Genomic DNA, 26,063 nt, shown 5'->3' with positions numbered 1-26,063 from the left:
GTGCTCAATTGTCGAGCAGCTGCGGTGCTTGCTTCCGACGAGTGCCTCGTTCCTCGGCCCTCACCGTACGCGAGCTCCTCGCTACTCGACCTCGATGCCCATGGAGCGGGCGGTGCCGGCGATGATCTTGGCAGCAGCCTTGATGTCGTTGGCGTTGAGGTCGTCCATCTTGGTGGTGGCGATCTCGTCGACCTGCGCCTGGGTCAGCTTGGCAACCTTGTTGGTGTGCGGGGTAGCCGAACCCTTCTGCACGCCTGCGGCCTTCTTGATCAACTCGGCTGCCGGCGGGGTCTTGGTGATGAAGGTGAAGGAGCGGTCTTCGTAGACCGTGATTTCAACCGGGATCACGTTTCCGCGCTGGGATTCCGTGGCGGCGTTGTACGCCTTGCAGAATTCCATGATGTTGACACCGTGCTGACCAAGCGCCGGACCGATCGGCGGTGCCGGGTTGGCGGCGCCTGCCTGGATCTGCAGCTTGATGAGGCCGGTGACCTTTTTCTTGGGGGCCATATCGGGTCCTTCTCTCACATTACGTACCGCGGCACAGGAGCGTGCCTGCGGTGGTTGGCCGCCATGGCGTGGCGGCCGCCCGTGCGGATCCGGACAAAGCGGGTCCGTATCCGCACGAAGTCTTGGGTTACTGGATCTTGGTGACCTGGCTGAACGAGAGCGTCACCGGGGTTTCGCGCTCGAAGATGGTCACCAGCACCACCAACTGCTGGGATTCCGGCTTGATCTCGGAGATCGTCGCCGGCAGGGTCTCGAACGGCCCGTCGTTGACGGTCACCGACTCGCCGACCTCGAAGTTGACGGTGATCGGCGTGCTCGAGGCTGCGGCCTTGCCAGCTGCCTTGCCACCGGCCTCCGGCTTGGCGCCGGTAATGGTGTGCTCCAGCATGGAAGCAACTTCCTTGAGGCTCAGCGGCACCGGGTTGTGGGCGTTGCCCACGAAGCCGGTCACGCCCGGAGTGTGGCGGACCGCGCCCCAGGAGGCGTCGGTCAGGTCCATCCGGACCAGCACGTAGCCGGGGATGCGCACACGCTTGACCAGCTTGCGCGTGGTGTTCTTGATCTCCACGACCTCCTCCATGGGGACCTGGATTTCGTAGATGAAATCCTCCATGTTCAGGGTCTGGATACGCGTTTCCAGGTTGACCTTCACGCGGTTTTCGTAGCCGGCGTAGGAGTGGATGACGTACCAGTCGCCGGGCTGGCGGCGCAGCTTGGCGCGGAAGGCTTCCAGTGCTTCCTCTTCGGTCTGCTCGACCTCTTCCGCGGCCTCGTCGGCTGCGGCGGCTTCGGTCATGCCTGCCTCGGCGGCGGCTTCGGCCGCCTCGTCGAGAACCGGGGCGTCTTCGGCGGCCTGGTCAAGCTCGCTGGCCAGATCGGTACCGGCAGTCTCTTCGGCTTCAACGCCGGAAGCCGACACCTCGTCGGTGCCGGTCTCGGTAACCTGCTCGTCTGCTTCCAGCTCCACGTTCTCTTCGGAGTTCTGGGCTTCGAGTTCCTGGTCGGACACTTGGCTTCCTGCTTTCTTCTTCAGCTCACTTGGCTCGCGCCGGCTTTCCGCCGTCGTCGTCATCCATCCGTACGGCTGCCGCATACACGGGCGTTACTGTTCGGGTATGCCGTCTCCGAAGACGAAGAACGCGGCCTGGCCGAAAACCAGATCCAGCAGCGTAACGAGCAGCATCATGATGGCCACGAAAGCGATCACCACCAGCGTGTAGTTCACCAGTTCCCTGCGGGTCGGCGTGACGACCTTTTTGAGTTCTGCGATGGTCTGGCGGACAAACAAAATGATCCGGGCGAAGAAACCGCGCTTGTCGGTCTTTCGTCCGGTGGGGCGTCCCTTGGGACTATTGGCAGCCGTATCGGTCAACCTGGCCTCACTCATTCTGTCCGGTGTCCGGCCCCGGTCGGCCTCGGCCGGCCTGAACCACTGCTTCGTGCTGGGATGCTGAACTGCTGCAGTCTTATCTGCGACGGTTCTGCGCAGGGCAGACAGGACTCGAACCTGCAACCTGCGGTTTTGGAGACCGCTGCGCTACCAATTGCGCCACTACCCTATGGAGCCGAATAGCGCCTGACGCTCCCGCCCGGCGGGCATAGAACATCATGGCGTTTTCAACACCGGAGATCTAGTTTACGCCAGCGATGCGCCGACGTCGAACCGGACCCCGTTTGCCACCTCGATGAGGCGACTGATCCATTATGCAACATTTCCGCCTGCCCATTGACCACCGGCGGCTCACCGGCCCCCGCGCCGGGCGTGCAGCCGGCCGCGGCGCCTCCTCGGACAGGACATGGCCGACGGCCTGCACCTAGACTATGGAACAGTCCTACACGCTACTGAAGACGGGAATCCCATGCCTGCCAACGCCCGCGTCTCCCGGCGCATCGCGTCCATCGCCGAATCCGCCACCCTCGCCGTCGATGCCAAGGCCAAGGCGCTGAAGGCGGCCGGACGCCCGGTGATCGGTTTCGGCGCGGGCGAACCGGATTTCCCCACCCCGGAGTACATCGTCGAGGCCGCCATCGAAGCCGCGCGGCAGCCGCGTTTCCACCGCTACTCCCCCGCCGGCGGGCTGCCGGAACTGAAGCAGGCCATCGCGGAGAAGACACTGCGTGACTCCGGCTACCAGGTGGATCCGTCCCAGGTGCTGGTGACCAACGGCGGCAAGCAGGCCGTCTACGAATCGTTCGCCACCTTGCTGGATCCGGGCGACGAGGTCCTGGTCCCCACCCCGTTCTGGACCACGTACCCGGAGGCCATCCGGCTGGCCGGCGGCGTCCCAGTGGAGGTTTTCGCCGGACCGGAGCAGGGCTATCTGGTGACGATCGACCAGCTTGAGGCCGCCCTGACCGGCAACACCAAGGTGCTGCTGTTCGTCTCCCCGTCCAACCCGACCGGCGCGGTCTACTCGCCGGAGCAGGTGGCCGAGATCGGCCGCTGGGCCGCCGCCAAGGGCCTGTGGGTGATCACCGACGAGATCTACGAACACCTCACCTACGACGGGATGCCGTTCACGTCCATCGCTACCGCGGCGCCGGAGCTGGGCGACAAGGTGGTCATCCTCAACGGCGTCGCCAAGACCTACGCGATGACCGGCTGGCGCGTGGGCTGGATGATCGGCCCGAACGACGTGGTCAAGGCCGCCACCAACATGCAGTCGCACGCCACCTCCAACGTGGCCAACGTGTCCCAGATGGCCGCGCTGGCTGCAGTCTCCGGACCGCTGACCGCGGTGGACGAAATGAAGGTCGCCTTCGACCGGCGCCGCAAGGCCATGGTGGACGCCCTGAACGCCATCGACGGCGTGGAATGCCCGACGCCGAAGGGCGCCTTCTACGCCTACGCCGACGTCCGCGGCCTGCTGGGCAAGGAATTCCCGACGGCGGACGGCACCATCCGCCCGGCGACCTCCGCCGAGCTGGCCGCCCTGATCCTCGATCAGGTCGAGGTCGCCGTCGTTCCCGGTGAGGCTTTTGGGCCGTCCGGCTTCGTGCGGCTGTCCTACGCCCTCGGCGACGACGACCTGGCTACCGGTGTCGGCCGCCTGCAGGAGTTCCTAGGCAAAGCCAAGTAAGCACCCGGCTGCCCCGGGCTTTCGGGCCCGGGGCCTCGAGCTGCGATGCTTCGCTAGCCCGCCCGAGCGGCTGCCGCAGCATTGCCGGCGAAGTACCGGTCAACAGGCCGCAAGACGGACTCTGGATCATCGAGAATGTCCCTGGCAGGCAGTACTGGCAGGTCCCGACCGAGGAGTGTCAGCTCGTTCCAGCGGCGCCGGTCCTCGATGAAGGACGCCTCGTCGGAGTGATAGGCCTTGCCGTCGATTTCCAGCAGCAAGCGGTCCTCGACTTCCAGATCGATCCTGCCCACCCCTTCGATCCGTCGCTGACAGACCACCTTGTAACCCGACGAACGCAGTGCCTGGCGCGCGAGCGTTTCAGGCGCTGACATGGATGCGGGATCGATGGCAGCAATGACCTCGTCGGCCCGCTTGCTCCCCCGTCCACGGCTGAGCCGACTCACCTCCTCCACCGTCAAACGGCCTTGGACGACGGCGGACTCCACGACGACCAGCGCTTCTCTGAGTGGGAGGCAATTCAGGACCTGCCGGAGGCAGACGTCTATCGGAACGACTGTGCCATGTGATTCCCGCGTTCGATGCACCTTGCCATAGCGCGGTCTGGCAACGCTGCGCGGAGCACTCACATGGAGGCCGTGGTGAGGCCGATGCACCCACAAGCCGTGCAACGCCGCCGCGCTGAAACACCCGACGGAGGCACCAATCGCCTTGGCTTGTGCATATACAGCGACAACATCTGGAACAGCGTAAAGACCAAATCTGATCCGGTGAATGGTCCCCGCGTCAACGGCTTCCTTCATGCTTCGGGCCGTGACACCTGAGTCCCGCAGCCGACACCAACGTGCAATTCCGCCTTGCTGGCGCAGAGCCATCACCGGATCCATGACACTAGCCTGCTGGGCGGCGCGCCGTTGCGGGGGCGCTAGCCGGAAAGTGTGGATAACTGCCGGACCAGTGCAGCCGTGCAACGTGGCTGCAGCTATCCGATGCCAGCACTTGTCTCCGCCCTCGGCTAAGGGCTATGTACGTGATACGCCACATCGCTTGGGCGAACGTCCCGCCTCTGCCTCATCTGCCCGAACCGGCGCACGTCTGATCCGCAGATGCGGAAGCGTCCGGCCGGTTCGGCAATCGATGTGGCGCATCCAGTACACGGCGGCCCTCGGCGAGCGGCCAGGCGGTAGGGTGAGCGCCCCGGCAGCCCCGCTCCGACAGCCCCGCCCCGGTGGCCTGTCCTAAAGGATCCGGCGGTCGACGGCCCAGCGGGTCAACTCGTGTCGGGAGGAGAGCTGCAGCTTGCGCAGCACGGACGAGACGTGGGTTTCGACCGTCTTGATGGAGATAAACAGCTCCTTGGCCACTTCCTTGTACTGGTAGCCGCGGGCGATTAGCCGCATGACCTCCAGCTCACGGGCGGAGAGCTTGTCCAGTTCGTCGTCGACGTTGGCAACTGCTGCCGTGCCGAAGGCGTCCAGCACGAACCCGGCCAGTCGCGGCGAGAAGGCGGCGTCGCCGCCGGCCACGCGCTGAACGGCGTCGGAAATTTCCGCCCCGGATACGGTCTTGGTGACATAGCCGCGGGCGCCGGCCCGGATGACAGTGACCACGTCTTCGGCGGAGTCGGAAACGCTCAGGGCCAGGAACTTGGTCTCGCCCAGCAAGGCTGCGCAGCCCGCAACTACCTCAGCACCGCCGCCGCCCCGGCCGCCGGGCAGGTGCACGTCCAGCAGCACCACGGAGGGCCGCTGCTCATGGATGGCCGCGATCGCCTGCTCCACGGTCGCCGCCTCGGCGACCACCTCGATCCGCTCGTCCAGATCGGCCTTTAAGCCGGAGCGGAAGATGGCGTGGTCGTCCACAACGACCACGCGGATGGGTTCGGTCACGATGCGGTTCCTTCCTGAGGGTGTTCCAAGCTGAGGTGGACTTCGGTCCCGCTGCCGGTATTGCGGATCCGGGCCTGGCCGCCGTGGCGTTCCATCCGGCCGATCAGCGATTCGCGCACGCCCATCCGGTCCGGCGGTACGGACGCCAGTTCGAACCCGGGACCGCGGTCGCGGACGAAGACTTCGCTGCGCCCGGGTGTGCACTCAACATAGACCGAGATGCCACCCCCTGCATGTTTAGCCGCGTTCTGCACCGCTTCCCGGGTGGCATGTACCAGCACCTCGTGCCGGTCGGTCATCTCAGCATCACCAACGGCCACCACGTCCACCGGGTGCCCGTACGCGTCTTCGATTTCCGCGGCCACCGCCTTTACCCGGTCCACCAGGTTGCCTTCTTCCTGCCGCTTGTCCCGGTACAGCCATTCGCGCAGTTCGCGTTCCTGCGCGCGGGCCAGTCGGGTGACGTCCTGTTCCGACCCCGCGCGGTTCTGGATCAGCGCGAGCGTCTGCAGCACCGAATCATGCAGGTGCGCGGCGATTTCGGCGCGTTCGGTCTCGCGGATGCGGCCGGAGCGCTCGGTCTCCAGATCGCGCCAATACTTCAGCACCCACGGTGCCAGGACCAGCAGGACGCCGGCCAGGACGGCCAGGGAGGCAAACAAGGTGGGCCACATCGCCTCCCACGTGATCGACCCGGAGACCATGGTGACGATGCCGGCCACTACCAGCACAAGCCCGGCCAGCAACCGCACGGCGCCCTGCGCACCGGTGGCACCGGCGCGGTCCATCAGTCCGCTGCGCCGGGAATCGTCCAACTGCATCCAGGCGATCACTGCGCCGGCCGCAATGGCGAGGACGGGCAGCCAGGTGCCCCACGGAAGGTTGATGCCGGCGATCTGTGCGACGACGGCGCCGCCCGCCAGCACCAGGGCCGCGCCGATCAGGATTTCCTTGCCGCCGCGCTGCAGCAGCCGACGTGTGCCGGCGCCTGCGGCGATCGGTGCGGGGGTCCCGGGTTGAGGGAGCGGCTGGATGACGGGACGGTGGACTGGCGGGGCGGCCGGGCCGTTGCCGTCCCGGTTGGCCGGTGCCCCGAAGCCCCGGGCGAAGTTCTCCGCGATGTCGCGTGGGTTGAAGGCGCGCTCGGCGGCCAGGGCTTCATCGGCGGCGGTCGGCACCAGCAGCCAGAGCCAGATGTACAGCAGCACCCCGGCGCCGCCGGCGAGCGCCAGAGCCACCATGCCCACCCGGACGATTCCCACCGAGACGTTCAGATGCCGGGCCAGGCCCGCGCACACGCCCGCAATGATGCGGTCCTCGGTCGACCGGATGAGTGGTTCTCGCATGGGTTAATCCAAGCATGCGCCGCAGCCCCCGACCTACCATCAGGCGCGAATTCAGGGGAACCCCGGCCGGGCGGTCAGGGAAGGGTCAGGGTGGCACCCCATAGAGGAAGGTGCGGCCAGTTGGAATGATCTAACTATGACCTCACACGCACCGACCCCGTCCGAGAATGACGGCACTGACCGCACCGACGAACCGGACCAGCAGCCGGCCGTTCCCGAACCCGCTTCCGGGCCCGCCCCGGCATCCGCATCCGGCGAGCCGGAGATCGTCGAAGCAACTGCCGCAGAACCGGCGACCGTGGAAGCAGAGGCTGCCGAGCTTGACTCCGAGCCCGACTCTGCGCCGGCTGCGGCTACCCACGCCGACGACGCTGCACGCTACGACGAGGCTGAGCCCGCCGAGGCAGCACAGCCCGACGACGCTTCCCGCGCCGACCGTGGAACAAATCCCACCGAGCCCCTTGCCTCGGCAACCTACCCGACCACGCCGATCGGATCCGGCTTCTCCGGAGGACCGGCAGGATCGGGCCACACCGGCGGATCAGGGTTTGACGGCGGCAACGGCGGCTTTCCGCCGCCTCCGCCGTCGGGCGCCTTCCCTCCTCCGCCGTCCGGAACGCCGGTCCCGCCGCCGAGCAACCCGTTTTTCAGCTGGTTTCGCAACCTCGGCATCACCCGCGGGCAGGACCGCTGGATCGGCGGCGTTGCCTCCGGCATCGGGCACCGGATCGGGCTGGACCCGATCCTGGTCCGCGGGCTGTTCATCCTGCTGGCCGTCTTCGGCGGCCTCGGCGGGCTGCTATACGGCATTGCCTGGGCGCTGCTGCCCGAGCCGGACGGCCGCATCCATGCCGAAGAAGCAGGCCGCAGCAGCTGGACTGCCGGCATGACCGGCGCAGTGATCTTCACGGTGCTGGGGGTGTTCAGCCGGCCCTTCGGCTGGTTCACCAACGATTGGGGCTGGGGCTTCGGCGGTTTCGTCTGGGCGGCCATCTGGATCGGCGCCGTGGCGTTCTTCGTCTACTGGCTCGCCACGCGCAACAAGGACGGCGCTCCCGCCGGAACACCGCAGCACGGCACCGAGGGCTTCCCGACCGCACCCCCTGCCTCCGGGCCAGGCACCGCCGCGTTTACCAACTCCGCCGACCCGGCTTCCACCGATCCGGCGCCGGGCAGCCACTTCGGCCCGGGCCATTCCGGCCTGAGCCACTCCCCCGGCTCCGGCTACGGCACGACCTCCAGCTACGGTTCGACGTCGGCCGCCGGGACCGGATTCGGCCACGGCGCCCCCGGCAGTTTCCAAGGGACACCGCGTCCGATGTATCCGCAGCCGCGCCCGTACCCGCAGCCCGCACCGGTTCCGGCCAAGATTGGCCCCCGTGGCCCCTCCGGCGCAACCATCGCGCTGGCCCTGGGCGCCGCCATGCTGGCCGCCGGCGCAGTGCTGGGACTGAACGCACTGGAATTCGTTGAGCTGGGCCTGAACGTCGTACCTGTCGCGATTGCCTCCGCGCTGATCGTGATCGGCATCGGCGTCGTCGTTACGGGCGCTCTGGGCCGCACCTCCGGAATCCTCGGATTCCTGGCCGCCGTAGGACTCGTGCTGTCGCTGGTCTTCTCCGCCGGAATGCAATGGACCGCAAACAACTTTGCCATTGCCTCCAACCGCACCTGGACCTCCGCCTCCGCCCCGGCGGAGGGCGACGGCTACAGCGTGGTGGCCGGCAACGGGACCGTGGACCTGCGCAGCGTGTCCGGTTCCCGCGTCGGCGGCCCCGCCGTCGTCCCGGTCAACGCCGTCGCCGCGTCCGTCACCGTCATCATTCCCGACGACGTGCCGGTCAAGGTTGAAACACAGATGGCACTGGGCAACGTCGAATACGCCACCCCCGAGGACAGCGGACGGCAGTCCGGCGTCTGGCAGCCGGGAGCCTACATCATCAACGACGACGGCGGCGCGCCGGAGATCGTCCTCTCCGTCAGGGGCGTGGTCAGCAGCGTTGACATCCTGACCGTTAGCGAACTGGAGCAGACCCGATGAGCACTGAACTCAATCACGAGAACGATCGCCGGCCCCGCGTGGGCACCATCATCTGGGGACTGATCGCCGTGGTCGTCGGCCTGCTGGTGGTCGCCGGAACGTGGTGGAACATCAGCTTCAACTGGGCCTATGTCTTGATCGCCCTGCTGATCGGTTCCGGCATCGCCCTGGTGGTCGCCGGGGTGCTGAGCGCCACCCGCAACCGCGGCCGGTAGCCCAGGGCGACCCGCGATATCGCCGGGCTGCCGGTTCCGGCTCCCGGGCAGCATTTCGACCCAGACAGCCGAACCCCCAGTGACAACAGCTCCCGAACACGAAAGCATGGTTCCATGGAAACTTTTTACCGAGCACTCCGCTCCAGCCCTGTCCGCCGCGGTCCCGACCGCTGGGTAGCCGGCATCTGCGGTGGCATTGCGGCTAAGTTCGGCTGGGACGTGACGTGGGTGCGCGTCGCCACCCTGCTGATCTTCCTGTTCCCCGGCATCGGCATCGGCACCTACTTGGTGCTGTGGCTCCTGCTGCCGAAATATGATGGCAGCATCGCGCTGGAGAACCTGCTCCGCAAGTTCTGATCCGCGCTGCCAGCGACAGCCACGTACCGGAGCCTCCGCACAAGCGGGGGCTCCGGTACGTTATGCCGCCGGGAACAGACGGCTTGTACTGAGGACGCCGGCACCCGGCTGGCCGACCCGGCGACGCCCCGCCCATCGGCCCGCCGGCACCCTGCCGACCGACCCCGCCGGCAGCTAACCGACCCACCCCGGCGACGCCCCGCCGTCGTCCTTGTGACTGTGGCAGTGTTCCTACGTACAATCGAGGCGGGCTCAATGGGGTGCTCGCACTGACCGGCCAGGCACCGAGAAGGAGTACCCATGAGGATCGGCATCATGACCAGCGGCGGGGATTGCCCCGGCCTGAACGCGGTGATCCGCGGCATTGTGCTCAAAGGCATCACCGTGCACGGGCACGAGTTCGTGGGCTTCCGCGACGGGTGGCGGGGCGTGGTCGAGGGCGACATCATGGAACTGCCGCGGCACCAGGTGCGGGGTATTTCCAAGCAGGGCGGCACCATCCTGGGCACCTCCCGCACGAACCCGTACGAGGGCCCGAACGGCGGCCCGGATAACATCCAGCGGACTTTGGACAAGCTCGGCATCGACGCGGTCATCGTGATCGGTGGCGAGGGCACCCTGGCCGGAGCACACCGGCTCACCCTGGCCGGCCTGAAGATTGTGGGCGTGCCCAAGACCATCGACAACGATCTGGAAGCCACCGACTACACCTTCGGTTTCGACACCGCCGTGCAGATCGCCACCGAGGCCATCGACCGGTTGCGCACCACCGGCGAATCGCACCACCGCTGCATGATCGCCGAGGTGATGGGCCGGAACGTCGGCTGGATCGCGCTGCACGCGGGCATGGCCTCCGGCGCACATGCCATCTTGATTCCGGAGCAGCGCGTCACCATGGACCAGGTCTCCGAGTGGGTGCTGCACGCGCAGAAACGCGGCCGCGCGCCCTTGGTGGTGGTGGCAGAAGGCTGGGTTCCGGACGGCGAGCTGGGCCCGCACGCCGAGCGCGGGCTGGACCGGTTCGGCCGGCCTCGGTTGGGCGGCATCGGCGAACGGCTGGCGCCGGAACTGGAGGCGCGAACCGGCATCGAAACCCGGGCCACCACGCTGGGACACATCCAGCGCGGCGGAGTTCCCTCCGGCTACGACCGCGTGCTGGCCACCCGGCTGGGCATGGCGGTAGTGGATTCGGTGGTGGAGGAACGCTGGGGCACCATGGTGGCGCTGCAGGGAACGGACATCGCGCACGTTGGATTCGAGTCCGCTTTGAACAATTTAAAAACGGTCCCGCAGCACCGATACGACGAGGCAAGGGTTCTCTTCGGCTGAGCCTTCAGTAATCTGGCCGGTATGCGATTGGACGCAGGAACCTCCGACATTGTGCTGCTGGCGTGGGCGCGGTTGCTGGGATTTGCCGACAATGCCTTCGCCTCCGGTGGAGGCCGGCTGACCAAGATCAACAACGACGCCGGTGCGCTCACCTTCGTGCGCCTGTTCGATAGATCCGCGCTGGTCGGGCCGGAATGGGCGGTGGAGGCGGCAGCCCAGTACCCGGACGACGAACTGGCGGAGCATCAGACGCTGATGCAGCTGAGCCGGGAGCGCGGCGGCCACGGACTGGGCAGGGCGGTGCTGTCCTACGCCGACGATCTGCCCGTGGTACAGCCCGAACGGGAGGCTACCGTTTCCACCGCGGGCAGCGACGTCGCCCGGCTGGAGGGCATGTGCCCGCCGGATGACATCCACGAAGTGGGGCTCGCCGGCATGGACAAGTCCTTTGTGCTGCTTGACGGCAGCACGCCGATGGCCGGCGCCGGCTACAAGGAGTGGCAGCAGATCCTGGCCAACGTGGGGGTGCTGACCGCACCCAGCTACCGGCGCCGCGGTGCCGGTGCGCTGATCGCGGCCATCGCCGGCCACGAGGCACTCTCCTCCGGGCTCATCCCGCAGTGGCGCTCACACGAATCCAACGAGGCCTCGCGGGCGCTCGCCGCGAGCCTGGGTTTCTGGGACGCCGGGACCCAGACGTCGGTGATCCTGCCGAAGGACTAGGCGGCCCAGGGACCAGCCCTGCCCAAACTACCGGCCGAAACTACAGGGGGAGCTTCCTGCCCAAACTTCCGCGCGAACGTCTCAGCGCGGCGCGCGCAGGAACCCGGTCTGCCGGCCGACCACCTGGCCGGCGTCGGTGGTGACAATGACTTCCTGGGCGGCGTCATAGCTCTCGTCGCCGTCCACCACCGTCAGCTGGGCCTGCGGATCGGCCGAGCGCTTGACCACGGCCAGTGCGATCGGACCCATTTCGTAGTGCTGCGCCGCGGAGGTAATGGCTCCCACGCGCTTGTCGCCGAGCAGCACGTCGCTGCCCGGGGCAGGCAGCGTGTGCTGCGAGCCGTCCAACTGCAGGAACACCAGCCGGCGCGGCGGATGGCCCAGGTTGTGCACGCGGGCGATGGTTTCCTGACCCTTGTAGCAACCCTTGGTCAAGTGCACGGCGGTACGGAGCAGGTCCAGCTCGTGCGGAATGGTCTTCTCGTCCGTCTCCGCGCCGAACCGCGGGCGCCAGGCCGCGATCCGCAGCGCCTCGGCCGCCCAGACGCCTGCCAGCTGCAGACCGGAGACGGCGGATTCGAGTTCGGCGGCCGGCAGCAGATATTCGTACCAGGTCCGTTCCAGGCCGGGATGCTGCGGTTCCTCGATCCCGGTGTAGGCATAGCCGCCGGCGCCGATCTGCGGCCACGGGTCCTGCCAGACGGTCCTGCCATCGAACGCGGGCACCGGCTTGACCGAACCGATCACGGACCAATCCGCGGAAACATCCGCGATGTCCACCCGCAGCATGAACTTCATCGACTCCAGCCATGCGGCCAGCGGCGCTGCCTCGAAGGATTCGACGATCAGCCAGGTGCGTACGCCGTCGTCCACAATCCGGGCGTCGTACTCGATCCGGCCTTGCACCGTGAGCAGCAGCGCCTCGCTGGACTGGCCGGGCTGCAGGTTCAGCAGCAGCTGCGACGAAAGGGTATTGAGCCAGCTCAGCCGGTCTTCACCGGCCACCGTCACCACGCCGCGGTGGGACAGATCCACCACTGCTTCACCGCGGGCCAGCGCACGCTGTTCGCGCAGCGGATCGGAGTAGTGGGCGGCAACGCCGGCGTCGGACCCGGAGGCTTCGACGGCGCCGGGCTGCAGAAGCAGTGGGCTGCGGTAGGTCATATTGGGGTCAACTCCTGACGGCGGTGCCGAATTCCCGGGGAGGCCGCCCCGCGGGCGCGCCGGTCCTACAACCGCAGGCCCGGCGGGCCGTCCCGGCTGGTTTACGGGCGCTTGGTGAGGATTGCCGAGGCGTGCGGGGCCAGATCCTTGCCCTTGGCGGCGGCCACGTCCCAGCGCCAGTACAGGTCATTGTTGACCAGGCCGAAAATCCGGGTGGCCGCACTGTAATCCTTGGACTGTGAACCGCGCATCACCATATCGGTGCTCAGCTGCACGCGCGGGCCCTTGATCTGGCCGTAGTAGAGCTCCGAGATGCCGCCGGGGTGAACGATGGTGGCAGTGATGTCGAACCCGCCGTCGGCGTTGCGCAACTCTTCGACCTCGTCCGCCGACTTCAACGCCGGCACGATGTCCGCCGGGACCAGGCCCGGACCGACGTCGGCGTCGTTCAGTTTACGGTCCAGCGCCCAGAAGCCGGTTTCCACCGTCAACGGCCGCAGCCGATTGCCGTCCTCGTCGGTGAGCCAGCTTTCGGCGGTGTACTGCAGGTAGGGCAGGCCGTTCTGCGTGAACGTGACCTTCTGGACGAAGTGCTCGTCCTCATCCTCGCCCGCACCCAGCCGGCCAGCACCTTCCCAGCTGCCGAGCAGCCATGACAGCGGCACCAGCTCCGGGGTCAGTTCCGTGGGGAGTTCAATCGGCATGATGACGAGAGGGGCGGCTTACTTCTGGCCCTTGAACAGCCGGACAACCACCAGCGAGGCGACAGCCGCGATGGACAGGCCTGCGAGGACCAGCAGGGAAAGGAAGGCGATTTCAAGACCGAGATACGACATGGCTCCATAGTAACGGCCCGAACGGAAGGATGCCTGCTTGCTACGTAACCACCCGCTGTGACCTCGATCAACAACCGGACGCGCATCCCGGCGCCGGGCACGGCACCCTCCCGCGCCTCGCTTGGGTCAACCTCAGCACAGCAGCCGGATCAGCGCAGCAGCATCCGTTCCAGGAAGTAGACCATCGAGCCGGAGGCCATGACCGGTGCCGCGCCCGCAGCGAGCATGGCCGGCAGCCGGGTGGGGCCGCCGCCGGCCAGGATCAGCCGCCGGAAGCAGACCAGGATGATGCCGACGACGGCTCCCACGACCGCGGCGGGGAACATCGGCACGTTGGAGAACAGCGGGGCGGCCAGCGTCCCGGCCAGCGTGGCCAGCACCACGCCCAACGGCGCCACAATGCGGTCCGGCCAGGGCAGGAGGCAGGCGGCGATGGCCACCAGCATGCTGATGCCCGTCACCAGCATCATGCCCGTGTTGGCGGTATTGGCCGAGAGCCGTTCGGCCGCCACCCAGCCGGCGCCCAGCGAGGTCAGCACCAGGCCGGCGCTGGCGCCGAAGGTGGACTCGAGCCGGTGCGGCTGCCCGGTGCCGCGGAGCAACTGGATCAGGAACACGGCCATCACGCCGAGCGCGATCACCACCGCCATCCACAGCAGCGGCATGCCGGCGGGCGCCACGCTGGCGAGCACCGCCGTCGCAATTCCCGCCAGGGAGATGACCACGGCCAGGGTCTTTTTGGCCGGCACCTCCAGCAGCACCGGCCATCCGACGCCGACCACCACAGCGGCAACGCACACCACGGCAGTCAGCGCGGGAAGGGACAGGTAGGAGGCACCGACGACGGCGCACAGTACGGCGGCCGCGGCTACGGCGACGATCCACGTTTTCACGCTAGTCATACTGCCCTATGACGCAGGGCCGGTGCGAGAAGCCGCGGCAGCGCAGGCTGCGGGCGTTATACTTGTGCCACCGTCCGGCAGGATCCGCCTGCATAGTGAGGACCTTCCGGGCCCAGCCCGATGATGTGCGCCGCAAACCCCTTGGAGGAACCATGCCGCACATTCTGCTGTTGACCAACAGCCCCGGCTCGTCGATTGGCGTGCTGCCGGCCCTTGAACTGCTGAACCATAAGGTCCACATCCTGCCGGCCGAACCGACGGCGCTGCTGGAAACCGACCCGGCCGACGTGGTCATGGTCGATGCCCGCAAGGATCTGGTCGGCGCGCGCTCGCTCACCCAACTGCTGAAGGCCACCGGGCTGAGCGCACCGCTGGTGCTGGTCCTGACCGAGGGCGGCATGGCCGCCGTTAGCGCCAACTGGCTGGCCGACGACGTGGTCCTGGATACCGCCGGCCCGGCCGAGGTGGAGGCGCGGCTGCGGCTGGTGATCGCCCGGGCGCATGCCGGCGATGCGGAAACCAGCACGGAGATCCACGCCTCCGGGGTGGTGATCGACGAGGCCAGCTACACGGCGCGCGTGGGCGGGCAGCCGCTGAACCTGACCTACAAGGAATTTGAACTGCTCAAGTACCTGGCCCAGCATCCCGGCCGGGTCTTCACCCGAGACCAACTGCTGCACGAAGTCTGGGGCTACGACTACTACGGCGGCACCCGCACGGTGGACGTGCATGTGCGGCGGCTGCGGGCCAAGATGGGCTCCGACCACGAACAATTGATCGGCACCGTCCGCAACGTCGGCTACCGCTTCACCCTGGTCCGCGCCTCCGAAGAGGAACCCGCCGACGTCACCGGCTGACCGGGCCTCCGCGGACCCGCAATGCACGCGTCGGGCCTTATTGGCGGCGATTCCGTCGGGCGGCGGGCTGCCCCACCCCGCCGTCGTTGCCTGCTCGGATAGTCTGTGCTCATGACTGCATCGGATTCCGACCTGTGGCCCGTGCTGACCATCATGGGCGCCCCTGACACCGAGACCCTCGCGGACATCAAGGCGCTCGCCGCCGCCGCCGAAGAATCCGACGGAAACCCGCCGCTCTCCGAGCAGACCTGGGTAAACCTGCGCGCCGCGGACTCCGCCGACCTGCTGGTGCTGGCCACCTACGCCGGCGAAGAGCGCTCCGATCCCGCCACCGCGAGCGCGCTGGCCGGCGTCGCCGTCGTCAGCCTGGCCACCGCCGCCGGCGCCGACAGCGTTCTGGAGCTGGTGGTGCACCCGTCCTACCGCGGCGAAGGTGTGGGCCTGCGGCTGGCCGAGGCCGTGCAGCAGCACGCCGAACTGCCCGAGCTGAAGGCCTGGTCGCACGGCGGCCACGAGGCAGCGGGACGGCTGGCCGCCCGCTTCGGCTTCGCGCCCGTGCGCGAACTCTGGCGGATGCGGTTGACCCACCCCGCGGGGATGCCCGACGCCGAACTGCCGGCCGACGTCGTCATCCGCACCTTCGTGCCCGGCCAGGACGAAGAAGCATGGCTGGCCGCGAACGCCGCCGCCTTTGCCGACCATCCTGAACAAGGCGCCATGACCCTGTCCGATTTGCGGGCCCGCATGGCCGAGGACTGGTTCGACCCGGCAGGGTTCCTGCTCGCCGAGCGCCGGGTCGGCGGCGGGCTGCTCGGTTTCCACTGGACCAAAATCCATCCGCGGGCCGGCAGCCACCCGTCCATCGGCGAAGTCTACGTGGTCGGAGTGACGCCGCAGGCGCAGGGCACCGGGCTGGGCAAGGCCCTGACCATTGCCGGCATCAAGCACCTGCAGGACGCCGGCGAACACGCGATCATGCTCTACGTGGACGCGGACAACGAGCCCGCCGTGGGGCTCTACCGCAAGCTCGGCTTTACCCGCTGGGATGCGGACGTGATGTATGCAGCCCAGGCTCAGGCTGACCGGCAAGAGTCGGTAACCTTATAGCTAACCGGCGCCTCGTTGAGAGGTCAGTCCCGGCCCGCCGACGTCAGCAGGAGAGAGCATGGTCACCGAACCTGAAGCCGCAGCCATTCCGCGCTTAGGGTCCTCCGAGATGGTTCCTGCCCGCGCCACCCAGGACCGCATCGACATTCCAGAGTTCGCCCCCTCGCTGGCACCCGACGGGGACTTCACCCTGGAACGGTTCCTGGACCGGGAAATCAGCTGGCTGGACTTCAACGCGCGGGTCCTGGAGCTGGCCGAGGACGAGGACCTCTACCTGCTGGAACGGCTGAACTTCCTGTCCATCTTCGCCTCCAACCTGGACGAGTTCTTCATGGTCCGGGTGGCCGGCCTGAAGCGCCGGATCGCCACCGGACTGGCCGTGCCGTCCGCCGCAGGCCTCTCGCCCAGCGAGCAACTGGAACAGATCAAGGTCGCCGCGCACAAGCTGCAGCACCGCCATGCCCGGATCTTCGCCGAGCAGATCCGTCCGGCCTTGGCGTATGAGCACATCCACATTGTGCGCTGGGACGAGCTGGACGAGGCGGCCCGCACCGAGCTGTCCGTGATGTTCCGGGAGCGGGTCTTCCCGATCCTGACCCCGCTGGCGGTGGACCCGGCCCACCCGTTCCCCTACATCTCCGGGCTCTCGCTGAACCTGGCAGTGATTGTGCGCAACCCGGTGAGCGAGAAGGAACTCTTCGCCCGGCTCAAGGTCCCCGACCAGCTCTCCAGGCTGATCTCCGTGGACGGCCCCCGGGCCGGTTCGGTCCCCGGCCGCACCGCGCGGTTCATCCCGCTGGAAGACGTCATCGCCCAGCACCTGGACCTGCTCTTCCAGGGCATGGAGGTGCTGGAACACCACACCTTCCGGGTCACCCGCAACGAGGACCTGGAAGTCGAAGAGGACGACGCCGAGAACCTGCTGCAGGCGCTGGAAAAGGAACTGCTGCGCCGCCGCTTCGGCCCGCCCGTCCGGCTTGAAGTGGCCACGGACATCAACCCGAGCGTGCGCGAACTACTGGTGCGCGAACTCGGCGTCGAGGAGTCCGAAGTGTACGCGCTGCCGGCACCGCTGGACCTCCGCGGCCTGGAAGCCATCTACCGGATCGACCGGCCGGATATGAAGTACCCCAAGCAGTTGGCGCACACCAGCCGCTTCCTGAACGAGAGCGAAACGTCCAAGGCCGCGAACGTGTTCGCTGCCATGCGCCGGCGCGACATCCTGCTGCACCACCCCTACGACTCGTTCTCCACCTCAGTGCAGGCCTTCCTGGAGCAGGCCGCCGCAGACCCGAAGGTACAGGCGATCAAGCAGACGCTGTACCGGACCTCGGGCGATTCTCCGATCGTGGATGCGCTGATCGACGCCGCCGAAGCGGGCAAGCAGGTGCTGGCCCTGGTGGAGATCAAGGCCCGGTTCGACGAGCAGGCCAACATCGACTGGGCCCGGAAGCTGGAGCAAGCCGGCGTCCACGTGGTCTACGGCATCGTGGGCCTGAAGACGCACTGCAAGCTCTCACTGGTGGTGCGCCAGGAAGGCGACGGCCTGCGCCGCTACTGCCACATCGGCACCGGCAACTACCACCCGCGCACGGCCCGCTACTACGAGGATCTGGGTCTGCTGACGGCCAATTACCAGGTCGGCGAGGACCTCTCCAAGCTGTTCAACCAGCTCTCCGGCTACGCCCCGAAGTCCACATTCAAGCGTCTGCTGGTGGCACCGCGCTCGGTGCGTTCGGGCCTGATCGACCGGATCGAAAAGGAAATCGCCAACAGCAAAGCCGGGCTGGCCTCCCGCGTGGTGATTAAGGTGAACTCCATGGTGGATGAGGCCATCATCGACTCGCTCTACCGCGCCTCGCAGGCCGGCGTAAAGGTGGACGTCATCGTCCGCGGCATTTGCGCCGTCCGCCCGGGAGTGCCGGGGCTCAGCGAGAACATCCGCGTCCGCTCCATCCTGGGCCGGTTCCTGGAGCACTCCCGCGTCTTCGGCTTCGCCAACGGCGGCGACCCGGTGGTCTACATCGGCTCCGCCGACATGATGCACCGCAACCTGGACCGCCGCGTTGAGGCCCTGGTGCAGCTGAACTCGCGCGAGGACATCAACGACCTGCTGGCCGTCTTGGACCGGTACATGGACCCGGGCACCGCCAGCTGGCACCTGGACAGCGACGGCGCCTGGACCAGGCACCACAAGGACGACGACGGCAACCCGCTCTCGGATATCCAGTCCTGGCTGCTCGCCTCCCGGTCCCGCCAGCGCACCCTCAGCCGCCGCTGATGACGCAGAACAAAACCGACGACGCCGGCGCTCCCCCGGGCGTCAAAGTCACCGCTGCTGGGGCCCTGTGCTGGCGCGTCCGCCAGGGCCGCCTCGAGGTGCTGCTGATCCATCGGCCGCGTTACGACGACTGGTCCTGGCCAAAGGGCAAGCTGGACAGCGGCGAAACCACGCCCGAGTGTGCCGTCCGCGAGGTCGACGAGGAAATAGGCGTGCAGATCCGGCTGGGCATTCCGCTGCCCACCATCTACTACAAGGTGAATCCCGGGCTCAAGCAGGTGCTGTACTGGGCCGCCAAGCTGGACAAACAAGAACCGGTTCCGGACGGCAACGAGGTGGACCGCGTGCTCTGGTGCCCGCCGGCCAAGGCCCGCGAACTGCTGACCAACCCTTCCGACGTCGAACCGCTGGACGCATTGGAGGCCGCGCACCGGCGGGACGAACTCGATACCTATCCGTTCGTCGTCGTCCGCCATGCCAAGGCAAAACCGCGGTCCGCGTGGTCCCAGGCCGAGGGCGAGCGCCCACTGGTGGCCACCGGGCGGCGGCAGGCGCTGGCGGTCTGCCGGATGCTCTCCGCGTGGAAACCCAAGCGGATTGTCTCCAGCCCGTGGCTGCGCTGCGTGCAGACCGTCACCCCGTACGCCATGCACACGCAGACCAAACTGCGGACCGTGGACGCCATCACCGAACACAACAACGAGCGCAACCCGAAGAAGGCCCGGGCCGCGCTGTTCCAGATGCTGGAGAAGGGCAAGCCCACCGCCGTCTGCACCCACCGGCCCGTGCTGCCCAACCTGTTCAAGGTGCTGGCAGCCCGGATGGACCCCCTGCTCGCCGCGAAACTGCCCACCGAGGACCCCTACCTGCGGCCCGGGGCCGTGCTGGTCTGCCACATCTCCAAGAAGAAGCACGGCAAAATCGTTGCGATGGAGATCCTCGACGCTTACGACGACTGACGGCTGACGACTGACCGGCTGACCGGCGACGGCCCAACAAGCCCTCGCCGGTCCGTGGCCCGGGGCCACACTCTTGACCCCTGCCGTTATGTATCAAATACTTGATCCATTGATACAGGGCGAGGGGCATCGTGGATTTACTGACCAGCACCATCACCGGCCTGCTGTTCGGCGCCGTCATCATTTACGGCGTGCTGCGGATCATCGCAAGCAGGGTGGGAAATAGTGCAGTCACCCTCGCGGCGCCCGGTTCAGTCGTGGGCTCCGGCCCATCGGATGTGGCCGGGCGGGATGCAGCCCGGATGCATGCGTTCTGGACGGCACTCATCGCGTTCTTCGCCAGCGGGCTGTCCGCGGCCTCCAAGGTCGGCGACGTTCCGGCCGCCTACTACGCCGGACATACACCAGCGCCTTCCTGGCTGGCGGACCTGCTGACCGTTCTGGTGCCTCTGGTCAGCTTGGCCGGAATCTACATCATCGGCCAATACACCTGGCCCAAGCCCCGCGGCAGGGTCCGCCGCGCCGACATCACCATCCGCCGCCTCCGTGACTACCTCCCGACGGCACTGCTCTCGGTCATGACTGGGGCGGCGGTGCTGGCCGTGGCCGCGGCGACGTCCGTCTGGGAGCTTCCGGGCATCGAGGGTTTCAGCGGCACCCAGACCTTTGACGGTGTTGAAGTCACCGGCGAACACAACGGCCGCCAGCCCGGCAGCTACTTCGCCCCGATCCTGCTGATCGGCATCCTGACGCTCGCGGCCGGCGTTGCCACGGCGACGGCGATCATCGTGCGACGACGCTCCGTGGACTCGCTCAACCGCGAGGACAACGACATCCTGCGGCGCATCCTGATCAACCGCCTGTTCCGCACGGCCACCTTGCTCTTCGCCGCGCTCGGCACCATGGCAGTCAACTTCGCCAACCAGCAGGCGCCCACCTTCATCCTCGACGGATCGATACCGGACACCGGGTGGGAACCCGCCCAGCAACTGGCAGGCTGGCTCACCATCACCCTGATGATCGCCATGGCCCTGTGGCGCCCTCCGCTGCTGGCCCCCGACGGCAGTCCGGGCCGTCCGGTCATCTACCGCGGCAGCTATGCCGCGGGGCAGGAGATCACGGAGTCCATGCATACTGCCGCGATGGTCTTCACCGCACTCGCGCTGGTTGCTGTGGGCGGGTGGGCCAGTTTCGCTGTACAGCCGGCCACCGGCCCCGACAACGGGAACCCCGTGTTCCCTGCTTCGTCCCAACTCTTGCTGCCGCTGGCGTTTGCCGTCCCGGTGGCCATGTTTTTGGCCGTTGTTGCAGCCGGGGAAGTTCGGCTTTGGCGCGGCCACACCAGATCGTCCGACGCTTCCGGCTCGCCCGGCCATGCCCGGCCAATGCCCGCGGCCCAGCTGGTCCCGCGCCCGCTCCTGGCCGCCGTTGCCGGCGGCGCGGTGCTGCTGGCCGCCTCCATCGGTTTCAATGCTGCCGCCCCGGGCCGGCAGCCCGACCTGCTGGCAGCCTTCACCGTGGCCGGTGCTGCCCTGCTGTTGCTCGGCGCAGCCGCCATCCTGTTGGTGCACCGCCGCCCCCGGCTGTTCGAGGCAACCCCGGAGACCGACAACCTGCTCCGCTGCGCTTTCGGCTTCCGCGTTGCGCGGATGACCGCCGCCGGTCTTTTCGCCCTGACCGCCCAACTGCTCAACGCACATCCCGCTGGCTGGGGCTGGTTCCTGGACGACACCGTCGCCTGGAACGTGTACCAGCTTTCCCCTAGTGCGCATACGGCGCTCCGCATCACCACGGCCGTGCTCTATCTGGCCGCCATCGTGCTGGCGCTTCTCCCAGGAGCAGCGCGACCGCGCCGCTCGGTGGCCGGCTACATCGGCCACCCCGTGACGCGCCATTCCGACCACACCGTCAATGGCGCTCCCGGCCTCGGCCCGGGCCACCATCAGTCCACTGTCCGCAAAGACCGCACGCCATGAGCACCCAAATCAGGGTTGACCTAGCGGCGCCGACTCCCCCGTATGAACAAATCCGCAGCCAGGTCGCGTCGCTGATTGCGGTCGGAACCCTGGCGGCCGGACAACGTCTGCCCCCGGTGCGCAGCCTGGCGGCAGACTTGGGAGTTGCCGCGGGGACCGTGGCCCGGGCGTACAAAGAGCTTGAGGGCGCGGGCCTGCTCGTCAGCCGCCGGCGCCACGGCACCACAGTGGCCGATACGGCAGCCGCCACGCACCCAACCGCAGCCGGCTCCGCCGAGGTGAGCCTCGCCGTCGTACAGTTGGTGCGCGCGGCCCGGGACGCGGGACTGGACGATGAAACGGTCCTGAACCTGGTCCGAGGCCAACTGCGGCGCCCGCGCGGGAACGCGCCGAACGGGCTGTGAGCCTGCGCTCCGCCGGCAGTTGCCGCGGCACCCCTCAACTACACTGGACGCTGTGAACGCGATTCCCACCCCGTATGAAGACCTGCTGCGCGACGTCATGGCCAACGGCACGGCCAAATCGGACCGCACCGGCACCGGAACCCGCAGCGTCTTCGGCCGCCAGATCCGCTACGACCTGGCCCAGGGCTTCCCGCTGATCACCACCAAACGCGTGCATTTCAAGTCCGTGGCGCTGGAGCTGTTGTGGTTCCTGCGCGGCGACTCGAACGCGAAATGGCTGCAGGAACGCGGCGTCAAGATCTGGAATGAATGGGCCGACGCCGACGGCGAGCTCGGTCCGGTCTACGGGGTCCAGTGGCGCTCCTGGCCCACGCCCGACGGCGGGCACATCGACCAGATCGCCAACCTGGTGGAAGAGCTGAAGAACAATCCGGACTCGCGCCGGCACATCGTCTCGGCGTGGAACGTGGCGGAGATCAAGAACATGGCGCTGCCGCCGTGCCACGCGCTCTTCCAGTTCTATGTAGCGGACGGCAAGCTCTCCTGCCAGCTGTACCAGCGCAGCGCGGACATGTTCCTGGGCGTGCCGTTCAACATCGCCTCCTACGCACTGCTCACCCTGATGCTGGCGCAGCAGGTGGGTCTGGAGCCGGGCGAATTCGTCTGGACCGGCGGCGACGTTCACGTCTACGACGACCACGTACAGCAAGTCCGCGAGCAGCTGTCGCGCGACCCCTACCCGTACCCCACGCTCAACATCCTGCGGAAGCCGGAGAGCATTTTCGACTACTCGCTGGAGGACTTCGAAGTGGCCAACTACCAGCACCATCCGGCCATCAAGGCCCCGGTGGCCGTATGAGCACCGACTACAACGCAGGCCCCGCCGACGGCGCACCTAGCGCCAGCTCCGCAGGCCCCGCAGACGGCCCGGGCCCCTACCCGGACAGCGTCGCCGAGGCCGTGACTGCCGCCGCGGCCGCCACCGACGGCGGTCAGCCGCTGCCGGCACCGGTGGTCGGCATGATCTGGGCCCAGACCACCAACGGCGTGATCGGCCGCGACGGCGGCATGCCCTGGCATCTGCCCGAAGACCTGGCGCACTTCAAACGGACCACGCTCAACCATCCGGTGATCATGGGCCGCAAGACCTGGGAGTCTTTCCCGGACAAGTACCGGCCGCTGCCCGGGCGCACCAACATTGTGATCAGCCGCAGGCCAGAGATGCGCGACCAGTTGGTGGCCGCGGGCGCTGTGGTCGTCGAATCCGTGGAGGACGCGATGGCCGAGGCCGCAGCCAGTCCCGGCGGCGACGAAATCTGGATCCTTGGCGGCGGCGAAATCTTCAACCTGACCACCCAGCATTCCAATGCGGCCTCGGTCACCGTCATCGACATGGAGACCGACGGCGACACCTACGCCCCGCAACTGGGCCCGGATTGGAAGCTCGACGGCGTCTCCCCCACCGAGGGCTGGAGCACCGCCGCCAACGGCACCCGCTACCGCATCTCGCTCTGGGTCCGCGGGGAGGACAGCCGGGCGCAGTAGCCCGGGCCTGGACCTACTTCAGTCACCGTCACCGTAACGGGAGCTTTGGGCGCGGCTGCCGGGCGGCACCGACGCCGGGCGGCGGCAGCGGGCGGCGGCACCCTAGCCGAGCACCGTCGTCGTACGCCTACCCCTGGATGAGCCCGCAGAGGCACGTAACTCACGGCAGCCAAATTGACCCTGCCCGTAAACTAGATGGCATGACTTCACCCGCAGCCACTTCCTCTGTCCAGTCCGTCGGCCTGATCGGTTGGCGCGGCATGGTCGGTTCCGTCCTGATGCAGCGCATGCAGGATGAAGGCGACTTCGACATGATCAACCCGGTCTTTTTCTCCACGTCGAACGCCGGCGGCGACGCCCCGGCCCTCGCCGGTGCCGCCGCGGGCGACGCAGGCAAACTGCAGGACGCGTACGACGTCGAGACGCTCGCCAAGCTGCCGATCATCGTCACCGCGCAGGGCGGGGACTACACCTCCGAGGTCTACCCCAAGTTGCGCGATGCCGGCTGGGACGGCCTCTGGATCGACGCCGCGTCCACGCTGCGGATGCAGGACAGCTCCATCATCGTGCTGGACCCGGTGAACCGGGACGTAATCGACGCCGGTCTGGCACGCGGCGTCAAGGAATTCATCGGCGGCAACTGCACCGTGTCCTGCATGCTGATGGGCCTGGGCGGGCTGTTCAAGAACGGCCTGGTCGAGTGGGGAACCTCCATGACCTACCAGGCAGCCTCCGGCGGCGGAGCCCGGCACATGCGCGAACTGCTGAACCAGTTCGGTTCGCTCAACACCGCAGTTTCCGCCGAGCTGGCGGATCCCGCCTCTGCCATCTTGGAAATCGACCGCAAGGTCCTGGCCCAGCAGCGCAATCCCGAGCTGGATTCCTCCCAGTTCGGCGTGCCGCTGGCCGGTTCCGTGATCCCGTGGATCGACAAGGACCTGGGCAACGGACAGTCCAAGGAAGAGTGGAAAGCGCCGGCCGAGACGAACAAGATCCTGGGGCTCAGCGATGACCAGCGCATCCCGTTCGACGGTCTGTGCGTGCGCATCGGCGCCATGCGCTCCCACTCGCAGGCGCTGACCCTGAAACTCACCGAAGACCTTCCGGTGGCCGAAATCGAGCGGATCATCGACGCCGACAACGAATGGTCCCGCGTGGTTCCGAACACCAAGGAAGCCACCATGGAGCACCTCACCCCCGTGGCAGCCAGCGGCACGCTGGAGATCCCGGTAGGCCGGATCCGCAAGCTGGAAATGGGCCCCGAGTACATCAGCGCCTTCACCGTCGGCGACCAGCTCCTGTGGGGCGCTGCCGAGCCGCTGCGCCGCATGCTGCGCATCGCCACCGGCAACCTCTAGGACTGCCAGCCCCCTAAGGCAGCCGGCGTTGCTGGTGGCCTGACGCTCATGGAGCCCGTCCCTTCGCGGGGCGGGCTCCTGCTGTTGAATCCGCCGCCCACCGTGCACTCTTTCCCACGAGCGACGGCGCTCCACCGTTAGCACCGCCTGTTCCTCCCGTCGCCCCTTGCCTCAACCCTCGGCTGCGGCCGTGCCTGATCCCTCTCTGACCGCTTTGTCCTCCACCAGCTGCTCCCCGTCTCCGCAACCCGTCCCGTCCTCCACCGGCTGCTCTCCCGTCTCCGCAACCCGTCCCGTCCTCCACCGGCCTCCCCTTCCCAGATCGTCTTGCCCTCCGGCGGCCTCCCCGTCCCAGATCGTCTTGCCCTCCGGCGGCTGCGCCCTCCGCGGCGGGTCTCTCCGCCGCACGCGTCTCGTCCTCCGCCGCTTTGCGCCCTCCAACCGGGCCTCCCGCCTCTTGAAGCAGACCTGTCCTCCACAAGCCGCTCCCGGCCTCTACACCTGTCCTGTCCTCCACAAGCCGCTCCCGGCCTCTACACCTGTCCTGTCCTCCACAAGCCGCTCCCGGCCTCTACACCTGTCCTGTCCTACACAGGGCCGCGCCGGCTGTCGTTTGTGCACATACGTCGAACATCCGTTCTACCCGAAGCTTGCGCTGCGTAGCGTTGAAGCATGGCAGCGGACCCGTTGGACGAGGCACAGGAACCGGAGGAACACTCCGGCTCCAAAGCCATGCCCGACGGAGTGTCGAAAGCTGTGCACGGCGCCGAACAGGAATCGGAGAATGACTCCGAGCCGGAGACTGAGCTTGCCGCCGAGCCGGTCCCCAATCCCGACGGAACCGCCCCTGCTCAATCTGCAGCCGATCCTGCCACAGCGGAGGACGGACTCCCATCAGAACTTGCAGCCCGTGGAACTGGCCCGGGAGCCGTTGATTCTCCGGTCGCCTCCGGCCCGGAAGGTGATACCCCGGAAGGGATGCCGGCGGGGCGGGAGTTGTGGGAGGAGGACTGGCGGGAGCTGGAACCGGCGGAACTGGCCGGGCTGCTCGCCGGAACCGACCCCGAGGCCCTGGACGACTGGTCCGTCCTCGAATACCTCAAAGCCGTCCGCAAACACGAGGCCTGGACCCAGTCCCGCCGCACCCACGGCCTGCACCGGATGGCCGTGCTCCGGCCCGCCAC

Annotated in this window: 25 protein-coding genes and 1 tRNA gene; 16 read left to right on the top strand and 10 right to left on the bottom strand. The window is 67.6% G+C overall.

Annotation, left to right across the window (positions count from 1 at the left end):
* Window positions 1-81 precede the first annotated feature (81 nt).
* From rplK to ACWF5H_RS16410, 4 genes are all read right to left on the bottom strand, one after another.
* Window positions 82-510 (bottom strand): 50S ribosomal protein L11, encoded by a 429-nt coding sequence (gene rplK, locus ACWF5H_RS16425; protein ID WP_127511028.1) that lies wholly within the window; start codon window positions 508-510, stop codon window positions 82-84.
* A 127-nt stretch (window positions 511-637) separates the two neighbouring features.
* Window positions 638-1,519, bottom strand: a complete 882-nt coding sequence (nusG, locus tag ACWF5H_RS16420) for a transcription termination/antitermination protein NusG (RefSeq protein WP_364644167.1) — start codon at window positions 1,517-1,519, stop codon at window positions 638-640.
* A gap of 93 nt (window positions 1,520-1,612) precedes the next feature.
* On the bottom strand, window positions 1,613-1,897 hold the full coding sequence (gene secE / locus ACWF5H_RS16415) for a preprotein translocase subunit SecE (protein ID WP_364644164.1): 285 nt from the start codon (window positions 1,895-1,897) through the stop codon (window positions 1,613-1,615).
* Between the two features lie 99 nt (window positions 1,898-1,996).
* Window positions 1,997-2,069 (bottom strand) — tRNA-Trp (locus ACWF5H_RS16410).
* Between the two features lie 300 nt (window positions 2,070-2,369).
* Here ACWF5H_RS16410 and ACWF5H_RS16405 point away from each other — a divergent pair.
* Window positions 2,370-3,590: a pyridoxal phosphate-dependent aminotransferase gene (locus tag ACWF5H_RS16405; protein WP_452038160.1), complete on the top strand. Its 1,221-nt coding sequence runs from the start codon at window positions 2,370-2,372 to the stop codon at window positions 3,588-3,590.
* 53 nt (window positions 3,591-3,643) lie between these two features.
* On the opposite strand, the gene ACWF5H_RS16400 is transcribed toward ACWF5H_RS16405, so the two are convergent.
* From ACWF5H_RS16400 to ACWF5H_RS16390, 3 genes are all read right to left on the bottom strand, one after another.
* The gene (locus ACWF5H_RS16400) at window positions 3,644-4,078 is read right to left on the bottom strand and encodes an endonuclease domain-containing protein (RefSeq protein ID WP_452038158.1); all 435 of its coding nucleotides are present in this window, start codon (window positions 4,076-4,078) and stop codon (window positions 3,644-3,646) included.
* Window positions 4,079-4,828: 750 nt separating this feature from the next.
* The gene (locus ACWF5H_RS16395; protein WP_364644152.1) at window positions 4,829-5,479 is read right to left on the bottom strand and encodes a response regulator transcription factor; all 651 of its coding nucleotides are present in this window, start codon (window positions 5,477-5,479) and stop codon (window positions 4,829-4,831) included.
* Window positions 5,476-6,825: a PspC domain-containing protein gene (locus ACWF5H_RS16390; protein ID WP_452038157.1), complete on the bottom strand. Its 1,350-nt coding sequence runs from the start codon at window positions 6,823-6,825 to the stop codon at window positions 5,476-5,478. Before ACWF5H_RS16390 ends, ACWF5H_RS16395 begins: the two co-directional genes overlap by 4 nt.
* A gap of 136 nt (window positions 6,826-6,961) precedes the next feature.
* Here ACWF5H_RS16390 and ACWF5H_RS16385 point away from each other — a divergent pair, with 136 nt between their 5' ends.
* From ACWF5H_RS16385 to ACWF5H_RS16365, 5 genes are all read left to right on the top strand, one after another.
* Complete coding sequence (locus ACWF5H_RS16385; RefSeq protein WP_452038156.1) at window positions 6,962-8,866, top strand: PspC domain-containing protein; 1,905 nt, start codon at window positions 6,962-6,964, stop codon at window positions 8,864-8,866.
* Window positions 8,863-9,081 carry a hypothetical protein gene (locus tag ACWF5H_RS16380; RefSeq protein ID WP_452038154.1) on the top strand — a complete coding sequence of 73 codons (219 nt, stop codon included), beginning with the start codon at window positions 8,863-8,865 and terminating at the stop codon, window positions 9,079-9,081. Before ACWF5H_RS16385 ends, ACWF5H_RS16380 begins: the two co-directional genes overlap by 4 nt.
* Window positions 9,082-9,195: 114 nt before the next feature.
* Complete coding sequence (locus ACWF5H_RS16375; RefSeq protein ID WP_452038153.1) at window positions 9,196-9,438, top strand: PspC domain-containing protein; 243 nt, start codon at window positions 9,196-9,198, stop codon at window positions 9,436-9,438.
* A gap of 300 nt (window positions 9,439-9,738) precedes the next feature.
* On the top strand, window positions 9,739-10,767 hold the full coding sequence (locus ACWF5H_RS16370; protein WP_364644140.1) for a 6-phosphofructokinase: 1,029 nt from the start codon (window positions 9,739-9,741) through the stop codon (window positions 10,765-10,767).
* A 21-nt stretch (window positions 10,768-10,788) separates the two neighbouring features.
* Window positions 10,789-11,490: a GNAT family N-acetyltransferase gene (locus ACWF5H_RS16365; protein ID WP_452038152.1), complete on the top strand. Its 702-nt coding sequence runs from the start codon at window positions 10,789-10,791 to the stop codon at window positions 11,488-11,490.
* 81 nt (window positions 11,491-11,571) lie between these two features.
* Here the strand turns inward: ACWF5H_RS16365 and ygfZ are convergent, their stop codons facing one another.
* The 3 genes from ygfZ to ACWF5H_RS16350 form a co-directional block, all read right to left on the bottom strand.
* Window positions 11,572-12,654 carry a CAF17-like 4Fe-4S cluster assembly/insertion protein YgfZ gene (gene ygfZ, locus ACWF5H_RS16360; protein WP_452038151.1) on the bottom strand — a complete coding sequence of 361 codons (1,083 nt, stop codon included), beginning with the start codon at window positions 12,652-12,654 and terminating at the stop codon, window positions 11,572-11,574.
* A gap of 101 nt (window positions 12,655-12,755) precedes the next feature.
* A complete protein-coding gene (locus tag ACWF5H_RS16355) occupies window positions 12,756-13,358 on the bottom strand; it encodes a nitrobindin family protein (RefSeq protein WP_364644131.1) in 603 nt (200 codons plus the stop codon).
* Window positions 13,359-13,639: 281 nt separating this feature from the next.
* Complete coding sequence (locus ACWF5H_RS16350; RefSeq protein WP_452038150.1) at window positions 13,640-14,383, bottom strand: hypothetical protein; 744 nt, start codon at window positions 14,381-14,383, stop codon at window positions 13,640-13,642.
* A gap of 161 nt (window positions 14,384-14,544) precedes the next feature.
* On the opposite strand from ACWF5H_RS16350, the gene ACWF5H_RS16345 reads away from it, so the two are divergent.
* From ACWF5H_RS16345 to ACWF5H_RS16300, 10 genes are all read left to right on the top strand, one after another.
* Window positions 14,545-15,249 (top strand): winged helix-turn-helix transcriptional regulator, encoded by a 705-nt coding sequence (locus ACWF5H_RS16345; RefSeq protein WP_364644125.1) that lies wholly within the window; start codon window positions 14,545-14,547, stop codon window positions 15,247-15,249.
* A gap of 111 nt (window positions 15,250-15,360) precedes the next feature.
* Window positions 15,361-16,356, top strand: coding sequence for a mycothiol synthase (gene mshD, locus ACWF5H_RS16340; protein ID WP_452038148.1), 996 nt, complete (start codon window positions 15,361-15,363; stop codon window positions 16,354-16,356).
* 58 nt (window positions 16,357-16,414) lie between these two features.
* Window positions 16,415-18,637, top strand: coding sequence for an RNA degradosome polyphosphate kinase (locus ACWF5H_RS16335; protein WP_452038147.1), 2,223 nt, complete (start codon window positions 16,415-16,417; stop codon window positions 18,635-18,637).
* Entirely contained in the window at window positions 18,637-19,596 is a 960-nt protein-coding gene (locus ACWF5H_RS16330) for an NUDIX hydrolase (RefSeq protein WP_364644116.1), read from the top strand. The genes ACWF5H_RS16335 and ACWF5H_RS16330 overlap by 1 nt, the downstream gene beginning before the upstream one ends.
* A 131-nt stretch (window positions 19,597-19,727) precedes the next feature.
* Window positions 19,728-21,572, top strand: coding sequence for a hypothetical protein (locus ACWF5H_RS16325; RefSeq protein WP_452038145.1), 1,845 nt, complete (start codon window positions 19,728-19,730; stop codon window positions 21,570-21,572).
* A complete protein-coding gene (locus tag ACWF5H_RS16320; RefSeq protein ID WP_452038143.1) occupies window positions 21,569-21,976 on the top strand; it encodes a GntR family transcriptional regulator in 408 nt (135 codons plus the stop codon). The genes ACWF5H_RS16325 and ACWF5H_RS16320 overlap by 4 nt, the downstream gene beginning before the upstream one ends.
* A gap of 97 nt (window positions 21,977-22,073) precedes the next feature.
* Complete coding sequence (locus ACWF5H_RS16315) at window positions 22,074-22,835, top strand: thymidylate synthase (protein ID WP_452038405.1); 762 nt, start codon at window positions 22,074-22,076, stop codon at window positions 22,833-22,835.
* 161 nt (window positions 22,836-22,996) lie between these two features.
* Window positions 22,997-23,521, top strand: a complete 525-nt coding sequence (locus ACWF5H_RS16310) for a dihydrofolate reductase (RefSeq protein WP_452038403.1) — start codon at window positions 22,997-22,999, stop codon at window positions 23,519-23,521.
* A gap of 200 nt (window positions 23,522-23,721) precedes the next feature.
* Window positions 23,722-24,879 (top strand): aspartate-semialdehyde dehydrogenase, encoded by a 1,158-nt coding sequence (gene asd, locus ACWF5H_RS16305; RefSeq protein WP_452038142.1) that lies wholly within the window; start codon window positions 23,722-23,724, stop codon window positions 24,877-24,879.
* 672 nt (window positions 24,880-25,551) lie between these two features.
* On the top strand, window positions 25,552-26,063 hold a 512-nt coding region (locus ACWF5H_RS16300; protein WP_452038140.1), incomplete at its 3' end, for a hypothetical protein.

The organism is Arthrobacter sp. NPDC055138, from assembly GCF_053607305.1.
This window is presented reverse-complemented; position numbering and strand designations above follow the sequence as displayed.

What these genes read in the sequence shown, in the direction of transcription:
- ACWF5H_RS16355 (WP_364644131.1), bottom strand. Translation starts at nt 13,358, where the DNA reads ATGCCGATTGAACTCCCCACGGAACTGACCCCGGAGCTGGTGCCGCTG.
- ACWF5H_RS16390 (WP_452038157.1), bottom strand. Translation starts at nt 6,825, where the DNA reads ATGCGAGAACCACTCATCCGGTCGACCGAGGACCGCATCATTGCGGGC.
- ACWF5H_RS16345 (WP_364644125.1), top strand. Translation starts at nt 14,545, where the DNA reads ATGCCGCACATTCTGCTGTTGACCAACAGCCCCGGCTCGTCGATTGGC.
- mshD (WP_452038148.1), top strand. Translation starts at nt 15,361, where the DNA reads ATGACTGCATCGGATTCCGACCTGTGGCCCGTGCTGACCATCATGGGC.
- ACWF5H_RS16375 (WP_452038153.1), top strand. Translation starts at nt 9,196, where the DNA reads ATGGAAACTTTTTACCGAGCACTCCGCTCCAGCCCTGTCCGCCGCGGT.
- ACWF5H_RS16370 (WP_364644140.1), top strand. Translation starts at nt 9,739, where the DNA reads ATGAGGATCGGCATCATGACCAGCGGCGGGGATTGCCCCGGCCTGAAC.
- ACWF5H_RS16310 (WP_452038403.1), top strand. Translation starts at nt 22,997, where the DNA reads ATGATCTGGGCCCAGACCACCAACGGCGTGATCGGCCGCGACGGCGGC.
- rplK (WP_127511028.1), bottom strand. Translation starts at nt 510, where the DNA reads ATGGCCCCCAAGAAAAAGGTCACCGGCCTCATCAAGCTGCAGATCCAG.
- ygfZ (WP_452038151.1), bottom strand. Translation starts at nt 12,654, where the DNA reads ATGACCTACCGCAGCCCACTGCTTCTGCAGCCCGGCGCCGTCGAAGCC.
- ACWF5H_RS16335 (WP_452038147.1), top strand. Translation starts at nt 16,415, where the DNA reads ATGGTCACCGAACCTGAAGCCGCAGCCATTCCGCGCTTAGGGTCCTCC.
- ACWF5H_RS16380 (WP_452038154.1), top strand. Translation starts at nt 8,863, where the DNA reads ATGAGCACTGAACTCAATCACGAGAACGATCGCCGGCCCCGCGTGGGC.
- ACWF5H_RS16405 (WP_452038160.1), top strand. Translation starts at nt 2,370, where the DNA reads ATGCCTGCCAACGCCCGCGTCTCCCGGCGCATCGCGTCCATCGCCGAA.
- asd (WP_452038142.1), top strand. Translation starts at nt 23,722, where the DNA reads ATGACTTCACCCGCAGCCACTTCCTCTGTCCAGTCCGTCGGCCTGATC.
- ACWF5H_RS16320 (WP_452038143.1), top strand. Translation starts at nt 21,569, where the DNA reads ATGAGCACCCAAATCAGGGTTGACCTAGCGGCGCCGACTCCCCCGTAT.
- ACWF5H_RS16330 (WP_364644116.1), top strand. Translation starts at nt 18,637, where the DNA reads ATGACGCAGAACAAAACCGACGACGCCGGCGCTCCCCCGGGCGTCAAA.
- ACWF5H_RS16385 (WP_452038156.1), top strand. Translation starts at nt 6,962, where the DNA reads ATGACCTCACACGCACCGACCCCGTCCGAGAATGACGGCACTGACCGC.
- secE (WP_364644164.1), bottom strand. Translation starts at nt 1,897, where the DNA reads ATGAGTGAGGCCAGGTTGACCGATACGGCTGCCAATAGTCCCAAGGGA.
- ACWF5H_RS16315 (WP_452038405.1), top strand. Translation starts at nt 22,074, where the DNA reads ATGGCCAACGGCACGGCCAAATCGGACCGCACCGGCACCGGAACCCGC.
- ACWF5H_RS16365 (WP_452038152.1), top strand. Translation starts at nt 10,789, where the DNA reads ATGCGATTGGACGCAGGAACCTCCGACATTGTGCTGCTGGCGTGGGCG.